The organism is Nocardioides epinepheli, assembly GCF_037936805.1.
Taxonomy (GTDB): domain Bacteria; phylum Actinomycetota; class Actinomycetes; order Propionibacteriales; family Nocardioidaceae; genus Nocardioides.
The window spans coordinates 1-5,491 of sequence record NZ_JBBMMC010000028.1; the positions used below are offsets into that span (position 1 = coordinate 1).

The following is a 5,491-nucleotide window of genomic DNA, read 5'->3' on the forward strand; positions in this document are numbered from 1 at the left end:
CGTCTGATGTTTGAGAACTCAACAGTGTGTCATAGTCGACGGATTAGTTTGTATGCCCTGATCTTTTCGTGAGGTTTGGGTTGTTTTTTGCGACGATGATTCTGGCTTTATTGCTAGTGTCGTTTGTTGGGATTGTATTGTTTGTAGAGGTTTCTACGGAGAGTTTGATCCTGGCTCAGGACGAACGCTGGCGGCGTGCTTAACACATGCAAGTCGAGCGGTAAGGCCCTTTCGGGGGTACACGAGCGGCGAACGGGTGAGTAACACGTGAGTAATCTGCCCTTCACTCTGGGATAAGCACTCGAAAGGGTGTCTAATACCGGATACGACGCACTCTTGCATGAGATGTGTGTGGAAACTTTTGTGGGTGGGGGATGTGCTCGCGGCCTATCAGCTTGTTGGTGGGGTAATGGCCTACCAAGGCTTCGACGGGTAGCCGGCCTGAGAGGGTGACCGGCCACACTGGGACTGAGACACGGCCCAGACTCCTACGGGAGGCAGCAGTGGGGAATATTGGACAATGGGCGGAAGCCTGATCCAGCAACGCCGCGTGAGGGATGACGGCCTTCGGGTTGTAAACCTCTTTCATCATTGACGAAGCCATGCTTTTTGTGTGGTGACGGTAGGTGGAGAAGAAGCACCGGCCAACTACGTGCCAGCAGCCGCGGTAATACGTAGGGTGCGAGCGTTGTCCGGAATTATTGGGCGTAAAGGGCTCGTAGGCGGTTTGTCGCGTCGGGAGTGAAAACACTGGGCTTAACCGAGTGCTTGCTTTCGATACGGGCAGACTTGAGGCATTCAGGGGAGAACGGAATTCCTGGTGTAGCGGTGAAATGCGCAGATATCAGGAGGAACACCGGTGGCGAAGGCGGTTCTCTGGGAATGTTCTGACGCTGAGGAGCGAAAGTGTGGGGAGCGAACAGGATTAGATACCCTGGTAGTCCACACCGTAAACGTTGGGCGCTAGGTGTGGGGCCTATTCCATGGGTTCCGTGCCGCAGCTAACGCATTAAGCGCCCCGCCTGGGGAGTACGGCCGCAAGGCTAAAACTCAAAGGAATTGACGGGGGCCCGCACAAGCGGCGGAGCATGCGGATTAATTCGATGCAACGCGAAGAACCTTACCTGGGTTTGACATACACCCTGCCGCTCCAGAGATGGGGCTTCTTTTGGGGGTGTACAGGTGGTGCATGGCTGTCGTCAGCTCGTGTCGTGAGATGTTGGGTTAAGTCCCGCAACGAGCGCAACCCTCGTCCTATGTTGCCAGCACGCTCTTCGGGGTGGTGGGGACTCATAGGAGACTGCCGGGGTCAACTCGGAGGAAGGTGGGGATGACGTCAAGTCATCATGCCCCTTATGTCCAGGGCTTCACGCATGCTACAATGGCCGGTACAAAGGGCTGCGATCCCGTGAGGGGGAGCGAATCCCAAAAAGCCGGTCTCAGTTCGGATTGGGGTCTGCAACTCGACCCCATGAAGTCGGAGTCGCTAGTAATCGCAGATCAGCAACGCTGCGGTGAATACGTTCCCGGGCCTTGTACACACCGCCCGTCACGTCACGAAAGTCGGCAACACCCGAAGCCAGTGGCCTAACCACCTTGTGTGGGGGGAGCTGTCGAAGGTGGGGCTGGCGATTGGGACGAAGTCGTAACAAGGTAGCCGTACCGGAAGGTGCGGCTGGATCACCTCCTTTCTAAGGAGCATGCATCGCGCGCGTCGGCCGATCTGTCCTGGGTTTTCTGGGGTGGGGGTGTCGGCGGCACTTTGGTGGTGCTTTCTAGTGGAACCGTCGATGAATGCTTGTCACTCGTGTGGGTGCCGGCGCTAGTACTACTTGCATCTGTTGTGGTGTGGGTGTGGAACGTGGTTGGTGTCCCGTGGGGGTGGTGGGTGTGACACACTGTTGGGCCCTGAGACATCAGGCCCAGCTGCCCTGTGGGGTGGTATGGCTGGTTGGTTTCTTGGTGTTTGTTTTGTTGATAGTGGACGCGAGCATCGGCCCGCGATCGCCTGCCCTGTTGTGGGGTGTGGGGTTGTGGGTTGTTGTTTTATGTAGTGTGTCTTTGTGTTGTTTGTTGAGTGTTTGTGTATTTGGCAAGCGTTGAAGGGCACATGGTGGATGCCTTGGCATCAAGAGCCGATGAAGGACGTTGGAGCCTGCGATAAGCCCTGGGGAGTTGGCAACCGAGCTGTGATCCGGGGGTGTCCGAATGGGGAAACCCGGCTGGAGTCATGTCCAGTCACCTGCACCTGAATGAAATAGGGTGTGTGGAGGGAACGTGGGGAAGTGAAACATCTCAGTACCCATAGGAAGAGAAAACAAAAGTGATTCCGAGAGTAGTGGCGAGCGAAATCGGATGAGGCTAAACCTATTGCGTGTGATACCCGGCAGGGGTTGCGTGATGGGGGTTGTGGGAGCATTCGTGTTCATCTGCCGGTGGACGTGACAGTAAGAAAATCTGTGTGAAGTTGAAGTCCGTTGGAAAGCGGCGCCGTAGAGGGTGATAGCCCCGTAGTCGTAAATGCAGGTCTGTCTGTAGTGTTTCCCAAGTAACACGCCACTCCTGAAATGGTGTGTGAATCTGGCGGGACCACCCGTTAAGCCTAAATACTTCTTGATGACCGATAGCGGACAAGTACCGTGAGGGAAAGGTGAAAAGTACCCCTGGCGGGGAGTGAAATAGTACCTGAAACCGTGTGCCTACAATCCGTCAGAGCCCAGCCGCCTGCCAGCCGTGGTGGGTGTGGGGGTGATGGCGTGCCTTTTGAAGAATGAGCCTGCGAGTTTGCGTTGTGTTGCGAGGTTAACCCGTGTGGGGTAGCCGTAGCGAAAGCGAGTCCGAAGAGGGCGTTTGAGTAGCATGATCAAGACCCGAAGCGGAGTGATCTATCCATGGGCAGGTTGAAGCGCGGGTAAGACCGCGTGGAGGACCGAACCCACTTAGGTTGAAAACTGAGGGGATGACCTGTGGATAGGGGTGAAAGGCCAATCAAACTCCGTGATAGCTGGTTCTCCCCGAAATGCATTTAGGTGCAGCGTTGTGTGTTTCTTGCCGGAGGTAGAGCACTGGATAGCCGATGGGCCCGACCAGGTTACTGACGTTAGCCAAACTCCGAATGCCGGTAAGTGAGAGCGCAGCAGTGAGACTGCGGGGGATAAGCTCCGTAGTCGAGAGGGAAACAGCCCAGACCATCAGCTAAGGCCCCTAAGCGGTGACTAAGTGGAAAAGGATGTGGAGTCGCAGTGACAACCAGGAGGTTGGCTTGGAAGCAGCCATCCTTGAAAGAGTGCGTAATAGCTCACTGGTCAAGTGATTCCGCGCCGACAATGTAGCGGGGCTCAAGTCATCCGCCGAAGCTATGGCATTCACGTGCCCCTTGAGTGGGGATCTTGGCCACTGGGTGGTCGAGTGCGTGGGTGGGTAGGGGAGCGTCGTGTCGCGAGTGAAGTTCCGGAGTGATCCAGGGGTGGATGCGACACGAGTGAGAATGCAGGCATGAGTAGCGAATCACGGGTGAGAAACCCGTGCGCCGAATGATCAAGGGTTCCAGGGTCAAGCTAATCTGCCCTGGGTAAGTCGGGACCTAAGGCGAGGCCGACAGGCGTAGTCGATGGACAACGGGTTGATATTCCCGTACCGGCAAAGTAGCGCCCATGATGAGCCCGGTGATGCTAACCATCCGAAGCCACTTTGACTGGCCCGTTTCGACGGGTTGGCGTTGTGGTGGAGCGTGGGATCCGATCCGGTAGTAGTCAAGCGATGGGGTGACGCAGGAAGGTAGCCCAACCCGGGCGATGGTTGTCCCGGGGTAAGCATGTAGGACGTGGTCTAGGTAAATCCGGGCCGCTGGCTTTGATGTCGAGTCTGAGATGTGATGCCGAGCCCTGATGGGCGAAGTGGGTGATCCTATGCTGTCGAGAAAAACCTCTAGCGAGCTATGCGCCGCCCGTACCCCAAACCGACTCAGGTGATCAGGTAGAGAATACCAAGGCGATCGAGTGAACCATGGTTAAGGAACTCGGCAAAATGCCCCCGTAACTTCGGGAGAAGGGGGACCTGATCCGTGTACCGCCTTGCGCGGGTAGCGGTGAGGGTCGCAGAGACCAGGCCCAAGCGACTGTTTACTAAAAACACAGGTCCGTGCGAAGTTGTAAGACGATGTATACGGACTGACTCCTGCCCGGTGCTGGAAGGTTAAGAGGACCTGTTAGACCCACTTGTGGGTTGAAGCGGAGAATTTAAGCCCCAGTAAACGGCGGTGGTAACTATAACCATCCTAAGGTAGCGAAATTCCTTGTCGGGTAAGTTCCGACCTGCACGAATGGAGTAACGACTTGGGCGCTGTCTCAACCATGGACTCGGCGAAATTGCACTACGAGTAAAGATGCTCGTTACGCGCGGCAGGACGGAAAGACCCCGGGACCTTTACTATAGTTTGGTATTGGTGTTTGGTTCGGCTTGTGTAGGATAGGTGGGAGACTGTGAAGTCCACACGCCAGTGTGGGTGGAGTCATCGTTGAAATACCACTCTGGTCGTACTAGATGTCTAACCTAGGTCCATGATCTGGATCAGGGACAGTGCCTGATGGGTAGTTTAACTGGGGCGGTTGCCTCCTAAAATGTAACGGAGGCGCTCAAAGGTTCCCTCAGCCTGGTTGGCAATCAGGTGGCGAGTGTAAGTGCACAAGGGAGCTTGACTGTGAGACAGACATGTCGAGCAGGGACGAAAGTCGGAACTAGTGATCCGGCCACGGCATGTGGAAGCGTGGTCGCTCAACGGATAAAAGGTACCCCGGGGATAACAGGCTGATCTTCCCCAAGAGTCCATATCGACGGGATGGTTTGGCACCTCGATGTCGGCTCGTCGCATCCTGGGGCTGGAGTAGGTCCCAAGGGTTGGGCTGTTCGCCCATTAAAGCGGCACGCGAGCTGGGTTTAGAACGTCGTGAGACAGTTCGGTCCCTATCCGCCGCGCGCGTTGGAAACTTGAGAAAGGCTGTCCCTAGTACGAGAGGACCGGGATGGACGAACCTCTGGTGTGCCAGTTGTCCCGCCAGGGGCACGGCTGGTTGGCTACGTTCGGAAGTGATAACCGCTGAATGCATCTAAGCGGGAAGCACGTTTCAAGATAAGGTTTCCCACCCCCTATGAGGGGTTAAGGCCCCCAACAGACTATTGGGTTGATAGGCCGGAGGTGTACAGCAGTAATGCCCAGCCGACCGGTACTAATAGGCCGAGGGCTTGCCATACACAAACCCTCAACCAACCACACACAGACAACCGTCATGCGTGTCTCGCGTCCACCACAACAACACACATACCAACCCACCCGACCCAAGGGGCGAACCGCCATTGGGGGGTGTGGGTTCATAGAGTTACGGCGGCCATAGCGACAGGGAAACACCCGGTCCCATACCGAACCCGGAAGTTAAGCCTGCCAGCGCCGATGGTACTGCAACCGCGAGGTTGTGGGAGAGTAGGACGCCGCCGG

At 56.2% G+C, this 5,491-nt stretch carries 3 rRNA genes; all 3 read left to right on the forward strand.

The features are described 5' to 3' along the window. The first annotated feature begins 152 nt into the window (after positions 1-152). Positions 153-1,691 (forward strand): 16S ribosomal RNA (locus WMR31_RS22050). A 399-nt stretch (positions 1,692-2,090) separates the two neighbouring features. Beyond that, a 23S ribosomal RNA gene (locus WMR31_RS22055) occupies positions 2,091-5,249 on the forward strand. A gap of 127 nt (positions 5,250-5,376) precedes the next feature. Further along, positions 5,377-5,491: ribosomal RNA gene (gene rrf / locus WMR31_RS22060) — 5S ribosomal RNA — on the forward strand; the annotation flags it as partial.